Below are 21,405 nucleotides of genomic sequence, written 5' to 3' on the forward strand. Positions count from 1 at the left end.
CAATGAGTTCTGATATGTGTTGAAGTTCTTCAGATGAGTTAGAATGTATAACTCCTCCACCGGCAAGTATCACTGGCTTTTTAGACTTCAATATCAATTCAGCTGCCTTTTTAACCTGTAGGGGGTGCCCCTTTTTGGTGGGTTTGTAACCCGGTAGATCGATGGTTATGTTCTCTGGATAATCCAGCTCTCCTTCCTGGACATCTTTAGGCAGATCCACCACAACTGGGCCCGGTCTTCCAGTCCGGGCAATGTAAAATGACGATCTGATCATCTGCGGTATTTCTGATGGATCCATGGCCTGATAACTGTGTTTGCTTATGGGCATGGTTATGCCGATGGTGTCCACTTCCTGAAAGGCGTCGTTACCAATCAGAGAGGTGCCTACTTGTCCGGCCAGGGCTACCACCGGAGCAGAATCCATGTAGGCCGTGGCAATACCGGTTACCAGGTTGGTGGCACCGGGACCGGAAGTGCCTATGCAGACACCTACCTTACCGGAAGCCCGAGCATAGCCGTCTGCTGCGTGGGCTGCACACTGCTCATGCCTTACCAGTATGTGTTTGAGGTCTGAATCGTAGATTACATCGTACAGGGGGAGTAAGACTCCTCCAGGATATCCGAAGACTACGTCCACTCCCTCATCGGTTAGTGACTTGATTATGGCTTGACTGCCCTTCATATTTGACACCAGTTGTATTTTCTTTAAAAATTACGTTTTATCTAAAAAATCTATTGGGATTTTGTATATCCCGGTTTTAGTTTTCATGTTATATGTATTTGTGTGTATTAATAATAATTAATTACGAAGATAGGTAAGCCCTTACACTCTTTATCCGGGTAATTAAAGGGGGCCGTGGTTCCTTTACAACTTACTATAAGACAACATGATGGCAGGAATTATATGTTGTTGGAAATAAAAGAAAGATTAAAATTGTAGTTAGTATTCGGAGGGTCAAGATGAAGATTCTGGTGATAGGAACTGGAGCAAGAGAACACGCCATATGTCAGGCATTACATGAAGAAGCTGATATTTATTCAATAATGAGTAATCATAACCCTGGTATTGCCCGCATTTCAGAATTCAAGGTTGGAAGTGAGATGGATATCGAAGGGGTGAAAAAATACGCCCAAGACCGGAAGGTGGACCTGGCCATTATCGGTCCGGAGGCACCCCTGGAACAGGGCATTGTGGATGCACTTCAGGGTGAAGGAATCCCCTGTGTGGGTCCAACACAGCAGGCAGCCAGAATTGAAACTGACAAGGCTTTTATGCGTGAATTATTTGCCAATTATAAAATATCGGGTTCAATTGCCTATGGTGCCTTCGATACAGTGGAAGATGCGGCCCAATTCATTGATGATTTTGGAGATGACGTAGTGGTGAAACCGGTGGGTTTAACCGGTGGAAAAGGTGTTAAAATCGTAGGTGAACACTTAGAAGATGCAGAAGATGCTAAAAACTATGTAAAAGAAATTATTGATAACAAAATAGGTGGCCATGCCAGTGTGGTTATTGAAGAACGCCTGATAGGGGAAGAATTCACAGTACAGGCCCTGGTTGATGGGGACCATTTAATTCCCATGCCCGCTGTACAGGACCATCCCCATGCCTACGAGGGGGACCAGGGTCCAATAACTGGAGGGATGGGATCATACTCAGATAAAAATGGGTTATTACCCTTCCTGAATTCAAAAGATTATGATGCTGCGGTTAAAGTAATGGAAGAAACCATTGCCGCTGTTAAAAAAGAGGCAAGTCCTTATAAGGGAGTGCTTTATGGTCAGTTCATGTTATGCCGTGATGGACCTAAATTGGTGGAATACAACGCCCGTTTCGGAGATCCGGAGGCCATGAATGTTTTACCTCTACTGGAAACTAGTATGGTAGAGTTATGCCAGGGAGTGGTGGATGGAAACCTTAAAAAGGCTCAATTCAAACCCCAGGCAACGGTGTGCAAGTACCTGGTGCCCAATGGTTATCCAGAAAGCGGTAAATCGGGACAGCCCATCCACGTAAATGAAGAAAAGATAAAAGAAGAAGGTGGCATGGTGTTTTACGCCGCAGTGAATCAAAAGGACGGAAATATATTAACCACCGGTTCCAGGGCTCTGGGCCTGGTTACCACTGCGGATAGTATAGCCGAAGCAGAAGAACGGTGTGAAAGGGCCACCCAGTATGTTCAGGGAGACCTGTACCATCGGCGTGATGTGGGAACAGAGAAACTCATTGCCCGGAGAATCCAGCATATGCAGGAAATTCGTGAACAGTAAAAAATGATTTATGGGGGAGGGATTGAAATGGCCAGAACCCGTAGATACCTTAATAACTTACCCAACATTGCCCGGATCAAGGATCTTGCCCATGATATACTGGACTATGAATTGAAACTGGACCAGGCCCAACAGGAGAGGTCACGGGTTAAAAATGAGATTTTGGCCTTGGAAACAAAGTTAATAGCTATGGAAAGGGGGGAATATTCTCCGAAAAGAGAAAAAACACGGATGAAGTTAAATAATTTCGCTGATGACCTGGTGGCAACTGATAAGATTATAAAGGATTTGAAAAGGAATATTTCCGATTCCAAGTCCATGGTTAATGATGAAATAAGGGAAGGACTCTCTAAAATCTACAAAAAGGCGAAATTAGAAAGGGATGAAGGGTTAAAAGATCTCATCAGACACCAGAACCTGGCTGATGAAGCACATAATAAATTTGCCAATAGTTCTCCCGAAGAATCCTCCCAGTACCATCACCAGTGGATTAGTAATGTGCAAAGGGTTATTGAAGACGAAGAAAGGATTGAAAGGAGTGAAAAAGAACTGGAAGCTATTAAAAGAGTCTATAGGCTGGAATTCGGTTAAAAATTCTTTAATACTTTTTCAGCATTTTCATAAACTTTAAGTAAAGGTACCAGTAGATATTCCAACTTCAGAAGTAATATTTATTGAGCTTTGAATTATAATTGCGGTTTGTAGGTTGGACTGTAATGAAGCTCTTGAATTATAAGCGGCATTTAATTTCATAAAAGATTAATAGGGATGAGTTTATGAAGCACCTTTTATCTGCGTTAGACGCACGAGATCATCTGGAGAAAATATTAGAAGACGCTGAGAAGTTTAAAAGTGGGAAAGGTCCAGAAGCACCGTTAAAAGGTAAGTCTCTGGCCATGGTTTTCGAAAAATCCTCAACTCGTACCAGGATATCATTTGAAGTGGGCATGTACCAGTTGGGTGGACATCCTCTCTACTTATCAGCTTCTGATCTACAGTTGGGAAGGGGAGAAATAATACCCGACACTGCCCGGGCTATGAGTCGTTACGTCGATGGGATCATGATCCGCGCACGTGAACACGACGATGTTCTCCAGTTTGCCCAGTACGCAGATATACCGGTGATAAATGGTTTAACCAACTTGGAACATCCCTGCCAGGCCTTCACGGATATTTTTACTATTAGGGAACGTAAAAACACCTTAGACCTTAAAATGACCTTCCTCGGGGATGGGAACAATGTCTGTAATTCTTTATTGCTGGCCACCGCCATGGTGGGTATGGATTTCACTGTAGCGTGCCCCCCTAACTATCAACCCGACTCCATTATCCTTAAAGAGGCCCGTAAAATAGCTCAACAATCAGGTTCCACCATAAACATTACCGATGATGTTGCTGCCGCAGTTAAAGATGCTGATGTATTGTACACCGACGTGTGGGTCAGTATGGGCGACGAAGCAGAAGAAGCCCAGAGAATAAGGGATATGCAGGATTATCAGGTTAACCAGAATTTGGTGGGCATGGCCGCCCCGGATGCCATGGTACTTCACTGCCTCCCCGCAATAAGGGGTCAGGAAATAACTGAAGAAGTTTTAAACGGACCACAATCTGCAGTATGGGATGAAGCAGAAAACAGGTTGCATGTCCAGAAGGCCATACTCTACCATTTGCTTAAAGATTAAATTTTTCCCACTATTTTTTCTCAAAACTCTATTTTTTTATTTTTTTTGAATAAATGTGGGATTGTTCCCTGCATTAATTGTTTTTTTAATAAATTTTTTAACAGGGGGTTACTTTAAAATGGATCCGTGGGTTAAAAAATTATTAAAGGCCCAATGATTTTACCCGAATGATTTTAAAAAAAGGAAAGATAGTGTGGATTACAATTCCAGAGAGTTGGAATGGTAGGTTATAAATTCTCCCACTGCTTCATCCATGTTTAAAATAGCATCTTTCGATTCTTTGTTTAAAATGATGAAATACAGGAAGCTCAGGATCATGTAGGCCAGTACATTGGAATCTATTTTGTCCTGGGGGAACTTCTTTAAGTAATCACCCAGATGGGATATAAAGAGTTCAGTAATGGATTTAGATGCCCGGTCTCTTTCGTAGATGATTATATTCACGTAATCAAAGTTTTCGTCAATTAAATCCACCAGATTGAATATTAAAACCTTGAACTGGGCTTTAGGATCAGTTATTTCATCATCCAAAGACACCAGAGAGTTCACCTTTTCCATTATCTTCTGCTGATTCACAGTTAACACTTGATTAAAAAGATTTTCCTTGGTTTCAAACTTTCTAAACAGTGTCATCTCTGTGAAACCAGATCTTTCGGCTATTATACGGGTTCTAGCTCCCGTATAACCTTTTTCTGAGAAAACTTTTAGAGCAGCTTCCAATATTTTCTGTTCAGTACCATTAGACATTGAATTTCATCCTTGAATCTTTTCTTAGTAGCCTTTTATTTAAGTAATATTGCTCAGATGACACCTAAATATCTCTAAATTGAGCAAGAATCATGTTAATGTCATCAGTTCCTTTTGTCCGGTCACCTTAATAAACCTTTAATAACCTTAAAATGGCCTAAAATTTCATCATTTACTGGACTCTGGTAACCTACATGGATGAGGGGGATTCTATTCCCAGAAGATCAAGTGCGTTCCTGATGGTTATCCTGGATTTATCAACCAAAAGTAATCTTAACAATTCTTTGTCAGATCCAATCACGGGCACTGATTTATAGAACTTGTTAAATGCTCCTGCCACTTCAAGGGCGTACTGGGCCACAGGATGAACCCGTAAATCCCGGGCAGAATCTTCGATGATGGTACTGAATCTAGCCAGTGTTTTCAAGAGGTCAATTTCCAGTGTATCCATATTCTGGAAGTCCAGAGAATCCATATCAACCTTAGAAGGATTGAATTCACTAACCTTTTCCAGTAATTTGCATGCTCGTGCATGGGCATACTGGATAGATGCACACCCTCTCTCAAAACTCAATGCTTCATCCCATTTAAAGACAATGTGTTTTTCAGGGGATAAACGTGAGATATAATACCTAATGGCCCCTACACCGATGATTTTTGCAATGTTATTTTTTTCATCTTCCCCTAATTCTGGTCTTCTTGTTTCTAACTCTGCCCGGGCCCTCTGGGTGGCTTCATCTATCAGTTCATCCACACTGATGAAAACACCCCTCCGGGTGGACATTGACCCCTCAGGGAGGGTTATGAACTCGTAAAAGACAACATCAGGACTTTTACCTCCTACCAGTCCCAGGGCAATCTTCAACTGATCAATGGCCAGTTTATGGTCAGAACCCAGAATATCTACCACCTGGTCTGAATTTTGGGACTTGAAAAGGTGGTAGGCCAGATCCCGGGTACTGTAAAGTGAAGTTCCATCGGAACGGGTCAAAATAAGTTCCTTTTCAATCCCGTAATCCGTTAAATCCAGGTAAAGAACCTCATTTTGAGTGGTATATTCATCCAGGGCTTCCAGTATCTTTTCCATGGATCCATCCCGGACAAACTGACTTTCCCATATGAAATCATCGTGCACAATGTTCATGCGACGTGAAGTATCCTCCACCCCATCCAGACACTTACGAACCACTTTTTTAAACATTGATTCCAGTTCAGGGGGGTTTTCTTCCTCATAAGTTTTTAAAATAGAATCTATCTGACCTTTAATTTCAGGTTTTGCCTTTAATTCCTGATTAACTTGGAAATATAGTTTTCCGATTTCAACGTCTCCCCTTCCCTTGGGATCCATTTGGTAATCCAGATTCTGCAGGCCCCACACAATCATGGCAATCTGCCGTCCCATATCATTCACATAATACTGGGTTTCCACCTGATAGCCCGCAGATCTCAGAGTTCGGGCCAAAGAATCTCCTATAATGGCATTACGGATATGTCCAATGTGCAGCGGGCCGTTGGGATTGGCTGAGGTGTGTTCCAGGATTATCTTTTCATTTTTCTCTTCCAGTAAGCCGTAATCTTCCTGCACAGATTCTAACACCATCCGGGAGAACAGTTCGGGGTCAAAGAAAAAGTTGATGTAGGGTCCTTTAGTTTCCACAGTTTTAAAAGGAGATTTAACTTCAAGGTTTCCTGCAATACTCTGGGCAATATCCACTGGAGATTTTTTCAGTGTTGAAGCCAGTTGAAAAGCAACTGAAGTGGCCATATCTCCCATATTGGGGTTTGGAGGGATTTCAAATTTGATTTCGGAGGGTTCTTCCCATCCGAGGGTTTGGATCGTGTTTTGCACCGATTCGATAGCTTTATTTTCTAATTTCTTGTACATGAATTCACCTGTAAAAGTGGATATTTTGGAGTGGATAATTTTAAAATTGTAACCGGGTCTAACTAAATGTTTAATTAAATAATTAAATCTTTGATAATAAGGCATGAATATAATTTTTTTTAAGGGAGGGGTGATGTTAAAAATTAAGAATCAGTGGACTATAGTCCACGGATCCACAGGGTAATATATCCTATTTTAGGAATTACCAGGGGTTGGTTTCCTATACTAACCACTTTGGCCTGGACCTGGTTAACTGAAACCAGGCTCGGGTCCGCTTTGGGATTATTATCACCCTTGGTAACGTAATACTTCTGCCCATCTGACCCTTCCTGGATACTGATTATACGATGGATCACTGGTTCGGGGAACCAGGTGGCATTGTATATAACTATATCTCCCACCTTCAGATCCGAGGGATTGATTTCCTGGAGCCCAATGAAGTTGGATTTTTCAATGACCACTACATCTCCCCGGTAGAAAACAGGTTCCATACTACCGGAAACAACCACGTTAAGGTGCTGGGCCAGCACAATCCCCACCAGTATGATGACCACGTAACTGGCTATTTCTCTCCACATCCCTGTTTTTTCCTTAGAAGATGGGGCTGGTTTAACCTTTTTATTTCTTTGTTTTTTAGGCATGGGATCACCTATTTTAAAATAGCACCTTCATCCGCTGAGCTGGCCAGTCTGCTGTAGCGGGCTAACCATCCCTTCAACTGTTTTTCTGGGTGTTTAGCCTGGTCGAGCCTTCTTTTGATCTCGTCTTCGGCAACATCCAGTTCCAGTTTCCTTTGTGGTATGTCGATCCTTATGATATCACCATCTTCCACTATGGCAATAGGTCCGTTACTCATGGCTTCTGGGGAAACATGGCCAATACAGGGGCCTCTGGTTCCTCCAGAGAATCTTCCATCGGTTATCAATGCCACGGACTTTATGCCCATTCCAGATATGGCAGAGGTGGGGTTCAGCATTTCCCTCATACCCGGACCTCCACGGGGACCTTCGTAACGGATGACAATTACATCTTGTTCCTTAACTTCACCATTAAATATGCCCTGGGTTGCTTCTTCTTCACTGTTAAAGACCTTAGCCGGGCCTTCGTGGGTTAACATGTCTGCGCTGACTGCAGCTTGCTTCACCACTGAACCATTAGGAGCTAAATTGCCCTTTAAAACTGCTATACCTCCTTCCTGGTGTACGGGATCTTCCAGGGAATGTATAACTGTGGTATCGGTAACTTCAGCGTCCAGGAAGTTACTTTCAAGGGGATCACCAGTACAAGTAAGGGCTTTGGCATGTATCTGGTCCTTTAACACTTTTAAAACAGCAGGTATGCCTCCGGCTTTGTGCAGGTCCAGCATGGTATGTTTACCTGAGGGGCTGATGGCAGCCAGGTGGGGTATTTCTCTGCTTAAGCTGTCAAACAGGTCTAAATTAACTTCAACTCCTTTATCCCTCAGTTCGTTGGCAATGGCTGGTAAGTGTAGGGTTGTGTTACTGGAGCCTCCCAGTGCCAGGTCCACCACTACTGCATTGTAGAAGGCTTCCTGGGTCATGATCATGGAGGGGGTGATGTTCTTTTTCACCAGTTCCATTATCTTCTCCCCTGATTCCCGGGCCATCTGGATCTTCCGGGAGTCAACGGCATGGGTGGTGGCACAGTAGGGCAGGCTCATGCCCATGGCTTCAGTTAAACAGGCCATACTGTTGGCCGTGAATAATCCTGCACAGGATCCGGCCCCAGGACAGGCACAATGCTCTAATTCGTCCAGTTCCTCTTTACTCATTTTACCGGCAGAAACCTGTCCCACCGCTTCAAAAACATCTATAAGATCCACAGCTTCACCCTTGTACTCTCCAGGGAGCATGGGGCCACCAGTAACCACTATGGATGGTATGTCCAGTCTAGCTGCCGCCATGAGCATACCGGGCACGATCTTGTCGCAGGTGGGTAAAAGAACCAGGGCATCCAGACTGTGGGCCTGGGCCATACTCTCCACAGTATCGGCCACGATCTCGCGGCTGGCCAGTGAATAGCGCATTCCTTCGTGGTTCATGGCTATTCCATCGCAGATCGCCATGGTGCTGAACTCGAAGGGCACACCTCCGGCCTGACTGATCCCCAGTTTAACGGCATCAGCAATTTGTTTTAAATGAATATGTCCGGGAACTATGTCAGTAAAGCTGTTAGCCACACCAATGAATGGTCTATCCATTTCATCATCGGTTACACCACAAGCCCGTAAAAGGGAGCGGTGAGGGGCTCTTTGCATCCCCTTAGTTATGTTATCACTTCTCATCCAAAATCTCCTGTGAGTCCTATAAAAATCGAAACTTATAATGTTATAAATATTGTTCCTACATTCTTTTAAATACTATCTTGCTTTCAGTTAGTACTCTTCCCACTGATGAACCTGGATTTGTAAGGTTTATTTACTTGATTATGATGGCATAATATTCTAATTTATTATATTGTCTCATCATGATTTTAAATTGGCCAATAAAGTGTTTTACAGTTTCATTCGATTTTTTCCCAGGAAATACAGTGGATAATTTTAGGAAAATATATCTTTCATGGTGAAAATTTCATATGATTTGGGGGTTATTATAATTAATATGGATATGCTGTTAATCCTAAAATTTTTAATTTCCCTGGCTTTGGGGGCCCTGATAGGCATTGAAAGGGAGAGAAAACAGGAAGGAGCGGAGTTTGCAGGGATAAGAACCTTCATTTTAATTGCCCTCATGGGAACCCTATCTGCTTATATGTCAAAGGACCTTCCCTACTTCTGGTTGCTATCATTCTCAGGGGTGGTGGTTCTGGTAGGCCTCAGTTACCTGATTTCCACTCGAAAAAATGGTGATGTGGGCATAACTACTGAAATTGCTGCATTTTTAACTTTTATTCTGGGGCTGCTCTGTTTCACCGATGAAGGGATGCTTCTGGCTCCCATCTTGGCTATAATCCTCACCACCATCCTGGCAGTTAAACCGCACCTTCACCAGTTTGCCCATCAGGTGAGTGAAAAAGAGCTGTTAAACACACTTAAATTCTTGATAATAGCATTTGTTATCCTACCACTCCTCCCTGACGAGGCCATTGGTCCCCTGGCGGTTTTCAATCCCTTCCAGATATGGTTAATGGTGGTGTTTATTTCGGCCATCAGTTTCACCGGTTACATTCTCATGAAATTCATTGGACCGGAGAAGGGATTAGGGGTCACGGGTGTCGTGGGAGGGCTGGTATCCAGCACAGCGGTGGTCACTTCCATGGCCGCCAGAGTTAAGGAATCACAATTTCTGATGAAGGCTGCAGTTTTCGCTGCCACAGTGGCCAGTTCCATGATGTTCCTGCGAATACTCTTTGAGGTTTCGGTTATCAACCCTTTACTCCTTCCCCATTTGTCGGCCCCCATGATAGTGATGGGTGTTCTGGGCATTTTACTGGGAATTATCATCTGGAAAAGGGCTGAAATCAGGCAAATGGATGCCGATCTTCAGCTAGAGAATCCCTTTTCATTAAAACCGGCCCTGATCTTTGGAGCACTGTTCCTGGCAATTTTATTCCTTTCCAAAATAGCCAACATGTACCTGGGAAGCAGTGGTGTCTACCTGGCTAGTATCATATCAGGAGTAGCGGATGTGGATGCCATTACCATAAGCATGGCATTACTGGCACCGGAAACCATTCCCCACAATACCGCAGTAACTGCCATAACCCTGGCCGCCATTTCCAATACATTTTTCAAATTTTTAATAGCATTATTTCTGGGCACCAGGAAATTCGCCCGAAATATTGGTATTATATTTTTAATCATTATAATCGCTGGTATAATCTCAGTTCTGGTGCTGTAGATAATGAATTCAATTCTTCGTGGAAGGTCTGGATACGGGAAATGAAATGAAATGATGGTAGAGGGGAAATATATGGAATATGCCTTAAGAGTTTGCCAAAAACGAGATTTCATGTATTTAAAGGAGATATACCTGGAATGTGTTGAACTCCATCAAAAAAATGGTTATTTTCTAAAGAAATTACCTGATGCTCCGGAGATCTTCCTGCAGTATGTTGAGGAGTTAATGGAATCTGCGGATGCCCTGGTCCTGGTGGCCGCAGGTGATAAGGGGGTAATGGGGTACTGCATATCTAAAGTAGGTGAGAAACCCCCGGTATATGCCGATGTTAGGTATGGTCTGATAGATAACCTGGCAGTGGCCGAGGAATATCAGAGGAAGGGGGTGGGTGAACAATTGTTCCAGGAATCAGTCAACTGGTTTAAAGAAAAGGGATTAAGCCGTATTGAACTGGAAGTTGCTGTTTTCAATCCCAAGTCAGTTAACTTCTGGAAAAAAATGGGATTTAAAACTTTCATGAATCTAATGGAATGGGAAATGTAAAAACGAAACAAAGGAGTTGTCATCTCCTTATTTAAATAAAGTAACCTGTCCCGGTTAACATTTAAAACAGTGAAATAAACTTTAGTTAATCATTTGCTACGATTAATTTTTTATTTAATTAATGGGGGTTTATAGGGCCGTATTAATAAGATCTCGGGAGAGGTCAATAAACGAGAGGTAGTTTATAAATAACATCACAACAGAAATCTATTTTTAAATGCCTCAGTATTAGAGTAAGATTACACAGTTTAATTACTGAGTTTAAAATTAAGGTGGTAGCATGCGCATACTTTTGATTCATTCTGATCATTTAAAGTACCAAACAAAATCCAAAACACGAATAGCAGAGGAAATAGGTGAAGAAAAGAAAAAAGGCCAGTTTGAAAATGCCCTGGTAGTTTTCACCGCTGTAGAAAAGGAAGATGAAAAAAATCCAACTGCCGTGGTTGACAATGCAGTCAAAGAGATAATGGACGTAGCAGGGAAAATTAAGGCAGAAAACATTGTAATATATCCTTACGCTCATTTAAGTTCATCTTTAGGCGCTCCAGATATAGCTAAGGATATTTTGGCTAACATGGAGTCTGCCCTGCTGTCACGGGATCTGCCAGTCAGCAGAGTGCCCTTTGGATGGTACAAAGCATTCGAGGTATCCTGTAAAGGACACCCTCTATCGGAGCTTTCCCGGAGCATAAGTTCTGAGGTAACAGAAGACGTAAAAGAAGAATCTGAAGAAGAGGAATCTCAGTTTTACATACTGAATAAGGGGGAGCTTCTGGACATTGAGGACTACACTTACCAGAGTGAAGACCTGGAGAAACTGGTGGACTATGAACTGGGACGGGGAGAATCCACTGGCGAGGAACCACCCCATGTGAAACTGATGAGGGAGAAAAAACTGGCGGACTACGAACCATCTGCCGATGTTGGGCACCTCCGATGGTATCCTAAGGGCCGTCTCATCCGTGACCTCCTATCAGATTATGTTTACACCCTGGTAACTGACCGGGGGGCCATGCCCGTGGAAACACCCATAATGTACGACCTGGCTGATGAGGCCATCCGGGTACACGCTGAAAAATTCGGAGAACGGCAGTACAGAATGACCAGCGGTAAAAAAGACTTAATGTTACGATTTGCCGCATGTTTCGGAGCATTTAGAATTCTAGCCGACTCATTTTTAACCTGGAAAAACTTACCAGTTGGTATTTACGAGCTTTCCACCTACAGCTTCCGTTTGGAGAAAAAAGGAGAAGTTGTGGGTTTGAAAAGACTCCGTGGATTCACCATGCCCGACCTGCACACAGTTTGCAGTGATGTGGAACAGTCTCTTCAGGAATTTGAAAGCCAGATTGAGATGTGCAAGGGTACCGGTGAAGACCTGGATGTTAACTACGAGGTAATCTTCCGGGCCACCGCCGACTTCATGGAAGAAAACCGGGAATGGATTAACCAGGCCGCAGCCCGCATTGGTAAACCAGTACTGATGGAAATCCTCCCAAAACGTAAACATTACTGGATATGTAAAATGGACTTCGCAGCCCTGGATGCACTTGGACGGCCTATTGAAAACCCTACCATTCAAATCGACGTGGAAAGTGGGGAAAGATTCGGAATCACCTACATAGATTCAGAAGAAAAGGAACATCATCCGTATATACTGCACTGCAGTCCAACTGGAAGTATTGAAAGGGTTATATGCAGTTTACTGGAAAAATCGGCTCTGGACATGAAGGATAAAGTGCCAATGTTACCGGTATGGCTGGCCCCCACCCAGGTACGGGTCATACCCATTGCCGAAAGACACAACGAATACGCCCACAAACTGGCACAGCAAATCGAAGATGCCCGTATAAGGGTGGACGTGGATGACCGGCCAGAAACAGTGGGTAAAAAGATTCGAAATGCCGGAGGAGAATGGGTTTCCTATGTCATAGTGATTGGGGATCGTGAAATGGAAGCAGGTTCTGAATTAACCGTTAATGTCCGTGAAACCGGTCAGAAAGTATCCATGGGTCTCCAGGAACTTATAGAGGTCATACAACTGGAGACCAAAGGGATGCCCTTCCGTCCTCTGCCCTTGCCAGTGGACCTTTCCCGCCGGGTTAACTTCTAAAAACGTTAACTTAAACCTTTTTTAAAAAACAAGTATCACCATAGATTAAAAAGGATAATCACATGGAAAAAGTTCCTTTATCTGAACTGGAAGCAAGAATAAGTTCTTTCCGGAACATGATGGCGGTTTCGAATCCAGAATGGGAAATAGCCGCGATTTTCAGTAAAATCAACCAGTACTACTTCACCGGGACCATGCAGGACGGCATGCTCATTATCCCTCGAGAAGGAGAGCCCACTCTATGGGTAAGGCGCAGTTACGAGCGATCCCAGGACGAATCACTCTTCCCCTCCATTAAACCCATGAAAAGTTTTCGAGATGCTAAAAAAGAGTTTAAAACTCTTCCCGATACAGTGTACCTGGAAACTGAAGTAGTGCCCCTGGCCCTGTACCAGCGCTTTAACAAGCACTTCCCATTTAAAGATTTCAAACCCGTTGATCAACAACTGGCCACGGTAAGGGCAGTTAAAAGTAATTATGAACTCTCTCTCATGAGGAAATCAGGAAAAATCCATCAGCGCGTGGCAGAAGATCTGTTACCGGACGTGCTGCAGGAGGGCATGAGTGAGGCTGATCTGGCGGTTACAATCTTCAAAACTTTGGTAGAAGAAGGGCATGATGGCTTAACCCGTTTTGGGATGTTCGATAATGAGATGGTGGTGGGACATGTTGGTTTTGGTGATAGTTCCATTTACCCCACCTATTTTGACGGTGCCAGTGGAACCAGGGGTTTAAGCCCGGCAGCACCAGTTCTGGGAAGCCGCCAGCGAAAACTTAAAAAAGGCGATCTGGTATTTGTGGATGTGGGGTGTGCTTTTAACGGTTACAACACTGATAAAACCATGACCTACATGTTCGGTAGTTCCCTACCGCAACACGCCATAGAAACCCACCATAAGTGTGTAGAAATACAGAATGAGATTGCAAAAATGCTTAAACCCGGTGCAATCCCCTCCCAGATATACCACAGAATAATGGACAACCTGGATGAAGATTTTTTGGAAAACTTCATGGGTTTCGGCCCGCGTAAGGTGAAGTTCCTGGGACATGCCATTGGCCTACTGATTGACGAACTCCCGGTAATTGCTGAAAGATTCGACCAACCACTCCAGGAAGGAATGGTGTTTGCAGTGGAACCTAAAAATGGAATTGCGGGTGTGGGCATGGTGGGGATCGAAAATACCTTCATTGTAACCCCCCGTGGAGGGGAATGTATCACCGGTGATAATCCGGGCCTGGTCCCTGTTTTTTGATTTCTTTAAATTTTTATTATTTTTCCAATTTTTTCATAAATGCCTTTAAATCCCCTTATTAACGCGCTACAAACTATAAATATTATAACTTATAACTTATACTTATAACTTATAATTCAAGATAATTATGGAGAACCATTATGGCAGAAATAATATCAATACTCAATCAGAAGGGAGGTTGTGGTAAAACCACCACTGCAGTAAACCTCTCGGCAGCACTAGCACTTTTAGGAAAGAAAGTTCTGGTAATTGACATGGACCCCCAAGCCAATGCCACCACTGCTTTTGGAGTGCAAAAGAATGAAGAAAATTCTGTTTACCGGGTCTTGACCGGGGAACAAACCATGGATCAAGCCATTGTCCCCACTGAAATTTCAGGACTGGACGTGCTTCCCAGCCACATTTCCCTTAGCGGGGCGGAAGTAGAGTTAAGTAAAGATATTGGGTTTCCCTTCATACTGAAGGAGTCCGTGGATGGCCTTCTGGATGATTACGACTATGTGTTGCTGGATGTGCCTCCTTCTTTGGGTATACTAACCATCAACTCCCTGGTGGCTGCCGACAGTGTGATTATTCCAATCCAGGCAGAATTCTACGCACTGGAAGGAATGGCTGATCTGTTAGATGCCATGAACCTGGTGGAAAGTCGTCTAAAGAGTCCATCACCAATTAAAGGAATATTAATCACCCTTTATGATTCTCGAACCAGGCTGGGAAGGGATGTCTACCGTAATGTTAAACAGTACTTCGGAGACCGGGAGTACATCTTCAAAACTACCATTCCCCGTAATGTGAAACTGGCCGAGGCCCCTAGCCATGGAAAACCATGTATAATCTACGATGAGGAATGTATAGGCACTGAAGCCTACAATGACCTGGCTAAAGAATTCCTCTCATTGAGTAATGATCTGGAGGACAATAAATGACGGCTAAAAAGGGTGAAAGTGCGCTGGGAAGGGGATTAGATGCCCTGATTCGTAAAGAAAAGCCTGAAGAGGCAATGCCAGTAGAAAAAAAACCTGTAAAAAAGAAGACCACTAAAACAGTTTCCAGGACTTCCAAGGCTAAAACCTCTCCTCAACCCCGGAAAACCAAAACCAGTGAAGATCCAAATAAAATCATTGTGGATGGCGTAATCATGGAGGTACGTAAGAATCCTCGGATATCTTTATGGTCTGCCAGATCTGCTGCGGTTTTGAGGTTTTTGAAGAATACTAAACCAGCATTCAGTATAAGTAAAGAGGCTTCAGCACTCATTGAGGAAGCAGTGCAACAGAAATATCCTGAGATATGGGAAATGTTTGAAAAGGAAAATTTTTGAATATAACTCCTTAACTGGAGGCGGTTAGTTATAAGTTATAATTAATTATAAGTTAGAACTTATTAGTTATAACTTATAACTCTATTATTCCGGTGAAATTCTTATCAGGTGAAATTCTTATCAAAAATATTAATTTTTAAATAGATCACAGGGTTTTTAAAAGGAAAGGGTGGTCTGCCGGGCATGGTTCAACTGGAGGAATGGTTCGGCTCTTTTTACCACCACTCCAATTTTTTTCAGTTCATCCATTTCAGTGAACTTCACTCCCCTTCTCCGGTTTTCAATGATCCTCTGAGCTGATTTTTTACCAATACCCGGGACCCGCATCAAATCTTTCAGGCTGGCTTCGTTCACTTCCACCGGGAATAAATCGGGATGTGATTGGGCCCAGAGCATTTTAGGGTCTTCATCCAGGATCAGAAAACCTTCCTCATCCAGGGTAATCTCATCCAGGGAGAAACCATAGGAATTCAGAAGAAACTGGGCCTGATATAGGCGCGGGCTTCGTTTTTCCTCCGGTTGTGCATGACCTTCAAGAGGAGTATCTTTAAGAGGTTCAAAGGGGCTTAAATAACTTAAATTAATATTCAGGTGTTTGTGTAGCCACTGGGCACGTTTTAAAACATCATGATCTGTTTCATTGTTGGCTCCCACAATGAGTTGGGTGCTCTGGCCCGAGGGGGCCATTTCAGGGTGACGTCTTTTCAAACGTCCAATCCATTTCATCCTACGCAGAACATCGTTATGATAATCCTTGGTACTGGTGAGCTCCTGGAAACCGGTTACCGTGGCTGATTCAAGGTTCACGCTTACCCGGTCTGCCAGGCTCATGGCCCTTTTGATCATATCATAGGAAGCTCCCGGAATCACCTTAAGGTGTATGTAACCCTGGTATTCATACTCTAAACGCAATTTACGGGCCACCTCTACCATGTTCTCCATGGCCACATCAGAGTCACCCGGCATCCCTGAACTTAAAAACAGGCCTTCTGCATAGTGGTTCTGGTAGTAGTGAAGAAAAAGTGATATTAACTCTTGGGGTGAAAATTCAACCCTATCAAAACGGTTATGACAGTGATTAATACAGTAATTACAATCACTGGTGCAATGATTGCTCATTAAGACCTTAAAAAGTGGAACCTGACACCCGCTCTGTGTGTGGGCATGATAAATCCCGGGTAACTTGGGAGAAGTAAAATTCTCCTTATTTAGACTGACATAGTTGCAGAGATCATGCTGGGAGGCTTCACCCAGAATTCGAAGTTTTTCCATCTCCATACAGACTTATTCTATATCCATTAAGGTACATAAAAATTTAGAGAGTGCAGATGCAAAGTAACCTTTCTATGGTAAGAATAATTATTTTTCAGTTTTCAAATTTTCTTTGTTCAAATATATCATAAAATCAAGTTTTTTAACATAAAGGTATGCTTATAATTTTAAAATAATATTTTAAGAGAAATTTCTCCACGAAACAATGGAAATCTTTATAATTAGGGTGAACAAAGATATTATGTACAATTTAAGGGAGGTAATAAAAAATGGCCAAAAATCCAATTATAGCAGCGATATTGTCTTTCATAATCCCTGGTTTAGGGGAAATATACGTAGGAAAGACCATGATGGGAATTGTATTTGTTATTGTAGCACTGATATTGTCTGCAGCCATATACATGGTAACATTTTATGCATGGATAATATACATAGTCCTTTGGTTATACGCTATATATGATTCTTACACAAGTGCAAAAGCGTTAGAATAAGTTTTTAACCATTTGTTTTATTTTTTTTTATTTTTATTTTTGAATAATCTCACCACTTTCTGGTCACCTTTTTATAAAAGACAGTTCTTAATTAGAAACATGAGATTAGTACTGGCAGGCACAGGCAGTGCCGTGGGGAAAACCACCATCTCTACCGGGATAATGAAGGCTCTTTCCCAGGAGAGGGAAGTTCAACCCTTCAAGGCAGGCCCTGATTATATTGATACTACCTATCACACTTTGGCCACCGGCAACGTCAGCCGTAACCTGGATTCCTTTTTCATGAGTGACGGTCAGATCCGGGAAGCTTTCGAAAGAGGTTTAAAGATTTCCAATTCTGACATGGGAATTATAGAGGGGGTAAGAGGTCTTTACGAGGGAATAAGTCCTACTGGAGATGTGGGAAACACGGCATCCATTGCCAAGGCACTTAACGCCCCGGTGATTCTAATTCTCAATTCTCGCAGTCTGGTGAAAAGCGCGGCGGCCATTGTCATTGGGTTTAAAACCCTGGATCCCAGCATCAGAATCGAAGGTGTTATCCTGAACATGGTTAAAAACAGGAAGCACTACCTCAAAACCAAGGAAGCCGTGGAAAAACTGGCCGACACGCCGGTAATTGGGGGTATTCCCCGGGATGATTTCATCACAGTGGAGCAGCGCCACCTGGGATTGGTGCCTGCCGTGGAAAGGGAGAACATCAAGAAAAATATTGAAGACTGGGGCCGGGTCATGGAGGAAAACATCGACCTGGACACACTCACCAGTATAATGAAGGGGGCCGGGAAATTACCCATGGGCAGGGAACCTCTTTTCCAGCAGGAACACAGTGGCCGGGTGAAAATGGGCATAGCCCGAGATGAAGTGTTCACCTTTTATTATCAGGATAATTTAGAGGCTTTGGAATCTAATAATGCTGATCTGATCTATTTCAGTCCGTTACATGATGAGGAAGTGCCTGATGTGGATGGGATCTACATTGGGGGTGGTTATCCCGAGATATTCGCCCGGGAACTGGAGGCCAATCAGGCCATGCGCCACTCCCTGAAGCAGTTCCACCAGGAGGAAAGGCCCATATATGCTGAATGTGGAGGGCTTATGTATCTAACTCGTTCCATAAACCAGCACCAGATGTGTGATGTTTTTCCCTATGACTCCCATATGACCAAGAAACCCCAGGCCCTAAGTTATGTTATTGCCCGGGCCGCCCATGACAACATCATCATTCCTGAAGGAGAAGTCTTCCATGGACACGAATTCCACTACTCCAAACTGGAACTGGATGGAACCCAACCAAAATTTGCTTTTGATATCTTAAGGGGTCGTGGAGTCACTGAAAACCGTGATGGTCTAATGAGTAAAAACACCCTGGCCAGTTACGTGCATACCCATGTGGCAGCTTGCCCCTCCTTTGCCAGTAGATTGGTGAGGGCAGCCGCCGATGATCAGTAATGGAAGATTGCAAAGTTCAAAAAACCTTTTCAAGACTTAAAAATCTAAAAAACACTTTTTTCTATGTTTTTTAATAGTTTCTACTGTAGAATTAATTGGGTTGTTCTTACTTAAATAACCTGAATTTTTAGTATAACCTGGATTTAGATTTCTACTGTAGACTTGAATACGTTGTATTTTCACCCACCTAAATATTCTACTGTAGAATTAATTTGGTACTACATTAATCCTCTATGGTCTCATTTTTGGAAAAAATCAGTGATAAATCAGTGAAAACTAAAAAGTTTATAAATAAGTGAAATAAAGGAGTTAGACATATAACACTTAAAATAATTTTTAAAGCTCACAGATTATTCTGGAAGAATAAAAAAAGACTGGAAATATCCTTATTCAATTATCCGAAAAAAAATTAAATTTGTTTCAAGGTTTGTTTCATAGAAAATTAAATTTGTTTCAGGTGTATTTCAAGGATATTAAGAGATTAAATTCAGGAGACTGATTCATGAAATTTAAAAGCGTTGATCTTTTTTCACCTTACATCCTGGTGATAATAATAGCCATCTATGTGGGACTGGCGGCAATAGCCTACCAGGAACATTTAAGGAATCTTCAATGGATTTCCAGCACCACCTGGCTCTACGTATTAATGGGGACCCTGTTTTTCGTGGCCGGAGTATTTCTGCCTAAATTCATTTACAACCGCAGTGCAAAACTCAAATCACTGTGGGGAGGGGACACGGTTACTCCGGAAAATTCAGCACCATGGTACAACAAACTCCGTATCCTGCTGGATGAACGGGTGGTACTGACCGTAGCAATCATTGGTATCGTACTACAGATTGTGAACCTCTACCTCCTGGGGGGTATACCCATCCTGAGCGGATACCTGAAATTCAAGGCCACCACGGATCTCTGGCGATTTGCTTATCCCATATTTCTACCAGCCATCACCATTCTACTGGCTAAATACCCTCGGAAATGGTACTATCTCCTTTTCGTTATTGGCCTGGCAGTTTTCGCCATCAACGGTTACCGAACCACCACCATGGCCATACTCATCAGTGGCTTTGTAACCCTGTACTACACCCGGAAGATGAAAACCAGTCACATACTGATTGCTATTTTATTAATCGGATTAGTGGGAGTAGCCGCTGGTTACATAGCGGTAATGTCCATCCAATGGCAGCAATGGTCCCTGAATCCACTGCAACTGGTAGCTTACCGTGCCGGGTTCACCATGATGGTCTTTGACAAGATCGTGCACATGGCCGGAGCCACTGCCGGAGACCTGTTCCAGCAGGCATTTTCTACCGGACATCCCCGGGTTACAGTGGGGCAAGTAGTTCTCAACTACCCTGTATCGGGGAGCACACCCACCACCAGTATAACCTCTACTATATTCGGACCAGCAGTACTGGACTTTGGATTCTACGCCATGGCCCTGCAGATGTTCATAATTGGGGCAGTGCTTAGAATAATATACGCCACACAGGTAAAGGCCAACGGGGCATTCACTGCCCTGTACGCTATTGTGTTAACTCACACCATGATATGGGTGGAAACCGGTCCCACAGACAGCGTGGTTTATCTGTTCTACCTATTGGCTCTGGTGGCCGTGGCATTATACGCAACTCAACTGGGGAGAAGCAAAAAAACTAAGGCTATATAGCTCCTATGCCTTTTAAGAGTCCAATAAAATTTTTAATAAATATTGAGGTTCAATAACCTCTTTTTCTATTTTTAAAATAATAATGGATTTTTTTACACTGGAAATACACCTCTTTTATTTAGAGTATGGATTCCCCACTTTCAAAAATAGGGAAAAATATTTCTAAAAAAAAGTGGTGAAGAGTTTTTACAGGTTTAATTTAATGTATAATTCATTTAATGTCTAAACTGTTTAAAATCAGTTCCATGTTCTGTTTTTCACTGTTGTACTCATCACGGGGAACGTTAATGATAATGTTGTAGGTGGTGTTGTTCTTGACGAAGACCATATCTTCAAACCGCATATCTTTAAAGAAGAACATGATATCACTACCTTTAAATATGGTCCGATGGGCGGTTTGATTATCTATCACCAGTGTATCCTCTGATATTTTTTCCCAACCAGGATAAACAGTATTATTCCGCTCTTTAAGCACTCCTTCTTCCGACATACCATAATTGGGGGTGATGGTTATCTGCAGTTGAGTGTAGTAATCCTTGCTAACCACGATGCTGGGACCGGTATTATCATTGGATATTGTCACTTGCCAGTTGGCCGGGTAATCAAAGCTTACATCATTAAAGGTGAAATTTTTCGTGGAGTTACTCGAAGAAAGGGGATTGTAATAATTAATACAACCAGAGGTAAAAACGACCAAAATCAGAAATCCAATTGTTAAGAGAATGTAATTACGACCACTGCCCACAGAAATCACCACAAAGAAATAGTATCTTATTATATTTAAATATATTTATAATAATCTGGAAATTATTGGCTCTGTCAAAAACTTGGGGGTTAAAT

19 protein-coding genes (1 of these 19 only partly in view) are annotated in these 21,405 nt (G+C 42.8%); 12 read left to right on the top strand and 7 right to left on the bottom strand.

All coding sequences use genetic code 11. The features are described from left to right. Positions 1–682, bottom strand: the 5' portion of a protein-coding gene (locus QC759_RS06665; RefSeq protein WP_048072862.1) for an acetolactate synthase large subunit. It extends 1,058 nt beyond the left edge of the window; only the first 682 of its 1,740 coding nucleotides appear in the window; its start codon is at positions 680–682; its stop codon lies beyond the left edge, outside the window. Between the two features lie 278 nt (positions 683–960). On the opposite strand from QC759_RS06665, the gene purD reads away from it, so the two are divergent. From purD to argF, 3 genes are all read left to right on the top strand, one after another. Next, complete coding sequence (gene purD / locus QC759_RS06670; protein WP_048072863.1) at positions 961–2,274, top strand: phosphoribosylamine--glycine ligase; 1,314 nt, start codon at positions 961–963, stop codon at positions 2,272–2,274. A 27-nt stretch (positions 2,275–2,301) separates the two neighbouring features. Continuing rightward, positions 2,302–2,865 carry a hypothetical protein gene (locus tag QC759_RS06675; protein ID WP_048072864.1) on the top strand — a complete coding sequence of 188 codons (564 nt, stop codon included), beginning with the start codon at positions 2,302–2,304 and terminating at the stop codon, positions 2,863–2,865. A gap of 185 nt (positions 2,866–3,050) precedes the next feature. Further along, complete coding sequence (gene argF / locus QC759_RS06680; RefSeq protein WP_048072865.1) at positions 3,051–3,956, top strand: ornithine carbamoyltransferase; 906 nt, start codon at positions 3,051–3,053, stop codon at positions 3,954–3,956. 198 nt (positions 3,957–4,154) lie between these two features. On the opposite strand, the gene QC759_RS06685 is transcribed toward argF, so the two are convergent. The 4 genes from QC759_RS06685 to ilvD form a co-directional block, all read right to left on the bottom strand. After that, positions 4,155–4,703 carry a TetR/AcrR family transcriptional regulator gene (locus QC759_RS06685; RefSeq protein WP_048072866.1) on the bottom strand — a complete coding sequence of 183 codons (549 nt, stop codon included), beginning with the start codon at positions 4,701–4,703 and terminating at the stop codon, positions 4,155–4,157. Between the two features lie 190 nt (positions 4,704–4,893). Next, a complete protein-coding gene (argS, locus tag QC759_RS06690) occupies positions 4,894–6,588 on the bottom strand; it encodes an arginine--tRNA ligase (protein ID WP_048072867.1) in 1,695 nt (564 codons plus the stop codon). Positions 6,589–6,746: 158 nt separating this feature from the next. Next, positions 6,747–7,229, bottom strand: a complete 483-nt coding sequence (locus QC759_RS06695) for a signal peptidase I (protein WP_081944526.1) — start codon at positions 7,227–7,229, stop codon at positions 6,747–6,749. 8 nt (positions 7,230–7,237) lie between these two features. After that, a complete protein-coding gene (gene ilvD, locus QC759_RS06700) occupies positions 7,238–8,893 on the bottom strand; it encodes a dihydroxy-acid dehydratase (RefSeq protein WP_048072868.1) in 1,656 nt (551 codons plus the stop codon). 316 nt (positions 8,894–9,209) lie between these two features. Here ilvD and QC759_RS06705 point away from each other — a divergent pair, with 316 nt between their 5' ends. The 6 genes from QC759_RS06705 (at position 9,210) to QC759_RS06730 (ending at position 15,681) form a co-directional block, all read left to right on the top strand. Beyond that, on the top strand, positions 9,210–10,448 hold the full coding sequence (locus tag QC759_RS06705; protein WP_048073877.1) for an MgtC/SapB family protein: 1,239 nt from the start codon (positions 9,210–9,212) through the stop codon (positions 10,446–10,448). A gap of 72 nt (positions 10,449–10,520) precedes the next feature. After that, positions 10,521–10,991 carry a GNAT family N-acetyltransferase gene (locus tag QC759_RS06710; RefSeq protein ID WP_048072869.1) on the top strand — a complete coding sequence of 157 codons (471 nt, stop codon included), beginning with the start codon at positions 10,521–10,523 and terminating at the stop codon, positions 10,989–10,991. Between the two features lie 280 nt (positions 10,992–11,271). After that, on the top strand, positions 11,272–13,107 hold the full coding sequence (locus QC759_RS06715; RefSeq protein ID WP_048072870.1) for a threonine--tRNA ligase: 1,836 nt from the start codon (positions 11,272–11,274) through the stop codon (positions 13,105–13,107). Positions 13,108–13,169: 62 nt separating this feature from the next. Then, positions 13,170–14,360, top strand: a complete 1,191-nt coding sequence (locus QC759_RS06720; RefSeq protein ID WP_048072871.1) for a M24 family metallopeptidase — start codon at positions 13,170–13,172, stop codon at positions 14,358–14,360. Positions 14,361–14,500: 140 nt separating this feature from the next. Then, a complete protein-coding gene (locus QC759_RS06725; RefSeq protein ID WP_048072872.1) occupies positions 14,501–15,286 on the top strand; it encodes a ParA family protein in 786 nt (261 codons plus the stop codon). Beyond that, a complete protein-coding gene (locus QC759_RS06730) occupies positions 15,283–15,681 on the top strand; it encodes an ATPase AAA (RefSeq protein WP_048072873.1) in 399 nt (132 codons plus the stop codon). Before QC759_RS06725 ends, QC759_RS06730 begins: the two co-directional genes overlap by 4 nt. A 156-nt stretch (positions 15,682–15,837) precedes the next feature. Here QC759_RS06730 and QC759_RS06735 read toward each other — a convergent pair whose 3' ends face one another. Next, a complete protein-coding gene (locus QC759_RS06735; protein WP_048072874.1) occupies positions 15,838–16,959 on the bottom strand; it encodes a helix-hairpin-helix domain-containing protein in 1,122 nt (373 codons plus the stop codon). A 263-nt stretch (positions 16,960–17,222) separates the two neighbouring features. Between QC759_RS06735 and QC759_RS06740 the strand changes: the two genes are divergently transcribed. From QC759_RS06740 to QC759_RS06750, 3 genes are all read left to right on the top strand, one after another. Continuing rightward, the gene (locus tag QC759_RS06740) at positions 17,223–17,444 is read left to right on the top strand and encodes a hypothetical protein (protein WP_048072875.1); all 222 of its coding nucleotides are present in this window, start codon (positions 17,223–17,225) and stop codon (positions 17,442–17,444) included. Positions 17,445–17,543: 99 nt separating this feature from the next. Next, the gene (gene cfbB, locus QC759_RS06745; protein WP_048072876.1) at positions 17,544–18,896 is read left to right on the top strand and encodes a Ni-sirohydrochlorin a,c-diamide synthase; all 1,353 of its coding nucleotides are present in this window, start codon (positions 17,544–17,546) and stop codon (positions 18,894–18,896) included. Positions 18,897–19,398: 502 nt separating this feature from the next. Further along, positions 19,399–20,565: an oligosaccharide repeat unit polymerase family protein gene (locus tag QC759_RS06750; RefSeq protein WP_048072877.1), complete on the top strand. Its 1,167-nt coding sequence runs from the start codon at positions 19,399–19,401 to the stop codon at positions 20,563–20,565. A 211-nt stretch (positions 20,566–20,776) separates the two neighbouring features. Here the strand turns inward: QC759_RS06750 and QC759_RS06755 are convergent, their stop codons facing one another. After that, a complete protein-coding gene (locus tag QC759_RS06755; RefSeq protein ID WP_144405529.1) occupies positions 20,777–21,262 on the bottom strand; it encodes a hypothetical protein in 486 nt (161 codons plus the stop codon). Positions 21,263–21,405 lie beyond the last annotated feature (143 nt).

Source organism: Methanobacterium formicicum (genome assembly GCF_029848115.1).
Lineage (GTDB): Archaea > Methanobacteriota > Methanobacteria > Methanobacteriales > Methanobacteriaceae > Methanobacterium > Methanobacterium formicicum.

Bases quoted from the DNA above. Each gene is read 5' to 3' on its own strand.
- QC759_RS06725 (WP_048072872.1), top strand. From the start codon at position 14,501: ATGGCAGAAATAATATCAATACTCAATCAGAAGGGAGGTTGTGGTAAA.
- QC759_RS06740 (WP_048072875.1), top strand. From the start codon at position 17,223: ATGGCCAAAAATCCAATTATAGCAGCGATATTGTCTTTCATAATCCCT.
- QC759_RS06750 (WP_048072877.1), top strand. From the start codon at position 19,399: ATGAAATTTAAAAGCGTTGATCTTTTTTCACCTTACATCCTGGTGATA.
- QC759_RS06685 (WP_048072866.1), bottom strand. From the start codon at position 4,703: ATGTCTAATGGTACTGAACAGAAAATATTGGAAGCTGCTCTAAAAGTT.
- QC759_RS06675 (WP_048072864.1), top strand. From the start codon at position 2,302: ATGGCCAGAACCCGTAGATACCTTAATAACTTACCCAACATTGCCCGG.
- QC759_RS06730 (WP_048072873.1), top strand. From the start codon at position 15,283: ATGACGGCTAAAAAGGGTGAAAGTGCGCTGGGAAGGGGATTAGATGCC.
- QC759_RS06735 (WP_048072874.1), bottom strand. From the start codon at position 16,959: ATGGAGATGGAAAAACTTCGAATTCTGGGTGAAGCCTCCCAGCATGAT.
- purD (WP_048072863.1), top strand. From the start codon at position 961: ATGAAGATTCTGGTGATAGGAACTGGAGCAAGAGAACACGCCATATGT.
- QC759_RS06720 (WP_048072871.1), top strand. From the start codon at position 13,170: ATGGAAAAAGTTCCTTTATCTGAACTGGAAGCAAGAATAAGTTCTTTC.
- QC759_RS06705 (WP_048073877.1), top strand. From the start codon at position 9,210: ATGGATATGCTGTTAATCCTAAAATTTTTAATTTCCCTGGCTTTGGGG.
- QC759_RS06715 (WP_048072870.1), top strand. From the start codon at position 11,272: ATGCGCATACTTTTGATTCATTCTGATCATTTAAAGTACCAAACAAAA.
- argF (WP_048072865.1), top strand. From the start codon at position 3,051: ATGAAGCACCTTTTATCTGCGTTAGACGCACGAGATCATCTGGAGAAA.
- QC759_RS06695 (WP_081944526.1), bottom strand. From the start codon at position 7,229: ATGCCTAAAAAACAAAGAAATAAAAAGGTTAAACCAGCCCCATCTTCT.
- ilvD (WP_048072868.1), bottom strand. From the start codon at position 8,893: ATGAGAAGTGATAACATAACTAAGGGGATGCAAAGAGCCCCTCACCGC.
- cfbB (WP_048072876.1), top strand. From the start codon at position 17,544: ATGAGATTAGTACTGGCAGGCACAGGCAGTGCCGTGGGGAAAACCACC.
- QC759_RS06710 (WP_048072869.1), top strand. From the start codon at position 10,521: ATGGAATATGCCTTAAGAGTTTGCCAAAAACGAGATTTCATGTATTTA.
- argS (WP_048072867.1), bottom strand. From the start codon at position 6,588: ATGTACAAGAAATTAGAAAATAAAGCTATCGAATCGGTGCAAAACACG.